This is a genomic window from Kitasatospora sp. NPDC059571 (assembly GCF_042735675.1).
Classification (GTDB): domain Bacteria; phylum Actinomycetota; class Actinomycetes; order Streptomycetales; family Streptomycetaceae; genus Kitasatospora.
The window spans coordinates 1-2,903 of sequence record NZ_JBHWBW010000525.1; the positions used below are offsets into that span (position 1 = coordinate 1).

Consider the following 2,903-nt stretch of genomic DNA (forward strand, 5'->3'; position numbering starts at 1 on the left):
GAGGCGTCGGCGCCCTTGGTGAGGGTCAGTGCGGGCGCCGGCTTGGCGGGCTCCGGCTGACCGGCCTTCGACTCCTCGATCCAGCGGACGACGTCGCCGTTGTCGTACGTCTGCAGGGCCTTGAAGACGAGCTTGTCGGTGTCGGTGGGCAGGGCGCCCAGCGAGACCCGGAACTCCTGGAACTGCCCCGGGGCGATCTTCGTGCCGGCGTCCGCGGTCCAGGTGATCTTCGAGACGGCCTCGGTGATGTTCTGGCCGTGCGAGGTCAGCGGCTTGTCGAGCCTGGACTTCTCCAGGACGGCGGTCCAGCCCGGCAGCGGCTGGATCCGGACGGACGCGAGCGGGTGGTCCATCGGCAGGCTGACCTCCAGCTTCACGGTGGAGGCGGTGTCACTCTCGTCCGGCACCCGGAACGCCACGGCGGTGTAGCCGCCCTGCGGGGCGGTGCCCGGCTGGACGGTCACGTGCGCGGAGGCCGGTCCGGCCAGGACGACGACGGCGGTACCGGCGACGGCTGCGCCGAGGGCGATCCGGCGGGCAGGAGTGGTACGCATGATGGGCTTCTCCAAGGGGAGCGGGCGCACGGCGGCCGCTGGCCGCGGGCATGCACCGGTCTGTGGTGGGGTCTCGTCTGCTCCGGGCCGCGCATCGCGCGGGCCCCGGTGCGGGAATGCGCCACCGACCGGGCCCCGAGGGCCGGTCAGAGCGCGGCGAGCCCCGCCGGCGGCCCCCGCCGGACCACGCTGTGCCGCAGGACGGCCGCCACCGGCAGCCGCCAGTCCTCCGCCCGGCCCCGGCGCGGACGCGGCGCCGCGGGCGCCGCGCTGCCGAGCAGCACGGCGGTGAGCAGCCCGAGCACCCGGCGCAGCGGAGCCGCCCAGCTGCGGGCGCTCTGCGCGGTCAGCCGGACGAGCCGCCACAGCGCCGCCTCGCCGCGCCGCAGCCACCAGCCGGCGACGACCGCCGCGGCGAGGTGGCCGAGCAGCATCGCCGGGCTCATCCCGAGGCCCGCCGTGCCGTGCCCGGCCCCGGCGGCGGCGAACGCGGCCGGGTCGAGGCCGGCCGCGCGGACCAGCTGGTCCGGGTCGGTGCCGGGAGGCAGCGCGGTGGGCCCGTTGCCGGCCACGTCGTCGCAGAGCAGCCGGCCGGCGACCTCCGGCATCGGCATCCCCGCCATCGCGGACATGCCGTCGTGCGCCCCGGCCGGACCGAGCAGGTGGAAGGCGGTGTGCAGGCCCAGCTGGCAGACGCCGAGCAGGCCGGCGATCGCGCCGAGCGAGCGCTCGCGCCCGCCGAGGGCCGCGGCGAGCAGCACCACCGCGACGAAGCCGGCCGCCAGTGCGGGCAGGACGACCGCGCCGCCACCGCCCAGGGCGTGCCCGGCGGCCGCGATCAGCGTGCAGACCAGCGCGAACGGCACCGCCCGCGCCAGCCGCAGATCCCAGGCAGCAGCGGCCGCCGCCCCGTCGACGGGTGCGGCGCCGGCGAACGGGGCGGCGGGCGTGGCAGTCATGGCCGAGTCATCATCTCACCGCTCACACGCCCGCCGGGGGCAGGGTGCAAAGGTCGGCCCGATCCGTCCGCCCGCCGCCCGGCGGCTCAGCCGAACGCGGTGCGCGGACGGGGCTGGAGCACCCCGTCGACCAGCAGGTCGCCCCGCTCGTTGTAGAAGGAGACCAGCCCGGCGATCTTCTGGGACTCCGGGAACGGCGCCCGGTACACCCAGGCGACGTCGGTGTGCCACGTGTCGCCGACCCGCACCGACAGGTGCTCGGCGGTGCCCTTGTACGGGCAGTGGGTGGTCGTCGTCCCGGGGCCGAGGAGGTCCGCCCGGAGGTCCGTCATCGGCAGGTAGTAGCGGGTGATCAGGCCGGTCTCGAAGAGCAGCCGCGGGCTGCGGGACTCCGCCACCGCCTCGCCGTCGAGCTCGACCCGCACCGTCCGCGAGGAGGCGAGCACGTCGATCCGGGTGTAGGGGTCGCGGGCGTGCGTGTACACCTCCTCGTCCTCCTCGAACCAGGCGTCCATCGCCGACCAGTCGAAGCGCACGAAGCCGCGCACCGCCTCGACCGGCGACTGCTCGTACTGCCAGGCGGCGTCCTCGGCGGTGCGCCCGCCGGCCGTGATGGTGAACAGCCGGGCATCGCCGAGCCGGTGCCGGTGCGAGCTGCGCCCGGACGGCTCCAGCAGATCCGTCCGCACGTCGGCGGCCGGGATGTAGTAGACGGGGTAGCGCGAGTGCTCCCACACCAGCAGGGACTGCGTGGTGTCGGCCACCGCCTGCCCGCCGAAATAGGCCCTGATCCGCTTGCGGCAGGGCTCGACCCGCAGCGTCGTTCGGTCGTCGGAGGTCATATCCGCTACAACCCCCGCCCGCCCCGGCGCATTTCGCCCCGTCGGACGCCATCGGGGGCCGCCGGCGGGCGGGTTGCCGTACTAATGCCCCGTTCGGCCCGGCGCGCGCGCCGGGCCGTGCGCCGTGCGGCACAGACTTCCGCGCCAGTCCATCCGCCGAACGGGCGGTAACCGCCCGCGACGACGGTTCACCGACGAAACGCCCGGAGATACCTAGTTGTATGTGGAGCCGCAGCCAGGAGGGACCTCCCGTGGACATCTGGTGGACTCTGCACCTCAAGCGCGACCCGGCCAGCGTGCCGCTCGCCCGCCGCATCCTGCTCGGCGCCATGGACACCGCGGGGGTCGATCAGCAGATCGCCTTCGACCTGGGGGTCGCCCTCACCGAGGCCTGCGCCAACGCCGTCGAGCACGCCGTCACCGGCCGCCCCGACGAAGGGTTCCAGGTGACCGCCTCGATCGCCGGGGACCGGCTGCGGATCGAGGTCGTCGACTCCGGACCCGGGCTGCCGCCGATCGCCCAGCCGGAAGGCCCCTCTGTGTCACCC

The 2,903-nt window shown here is 75.3% G+C and carries 4 protein-coding genes; 1 reads left to right on the forward strand and 3 read right to left on the reverse strand.

The features are described 5' to 3' along the window. From ACFV0G_RS34640 to ACFV0G_RS34650, 3 genes are all read right to left on the reverse strand, one after another. On the reverse strand, positions 1–554 hold a 554-nt coding region (locus ACFV0G_RS34640), incomplete at its 3' end, for a YcnI family protein (RefSeq protein ID WP_380556548.1). Between the two features lie 146 nt (positions 555–700). Continuing rightward, positions 701–1,513, reverse strand: coding sequence for a hypothetical protein (locus ACFV0G_RS34645; RefSeq protein ID WP_380556550.1), 813 nt, complete (start codon positions 1,511–1,513; stop codon positions 701–703). Positions 1,514–1,599: 86 nt separating this feature from the next. Further along, positions 1,600–2,355: a DUF427 domain-containing protein gene (locus ACFV0G_RS34650; protein ID WP_380556552.1), complete on the reverse strand. Its 756-nt coding sequence runs from the start codon at positions 2,353–2,355 to the stop codon at positions 1,600–1,602. Between the two features lie 251 nt (positions 2,356–2,606). On the opposite strand from ACFV0G_RS34650, the gene ACFV0G_RS34655 reads away from it, so the two are divergent. Next, positions 2,607–2,903: ATP-binding protein (locus ACFV0G_RS34655; protein ID WP_380556554.1), on the forward strand; the 297-nt coding region annotated here is incomplete at its 3' end.

What these genes read in the sequence shown, in the direction of transcription:
- ACFV0G_RS34645 (WP_380556550.1), bottom strand. Translation starts at nt 1,513, where the DNA reads ATGACTGCCACGCCCGCCGCCCCGTTCGCCGGCGCCGCACCCGTCGAC.
- ACFV0G_RS34650 (WP_380556552.1), bottom strand. Translation starts at nt 2,355, where the DNA reads ATGACCTCCGACGACCGAACGACGCTGCGGGTCGAGCCCTGCCGCAAG.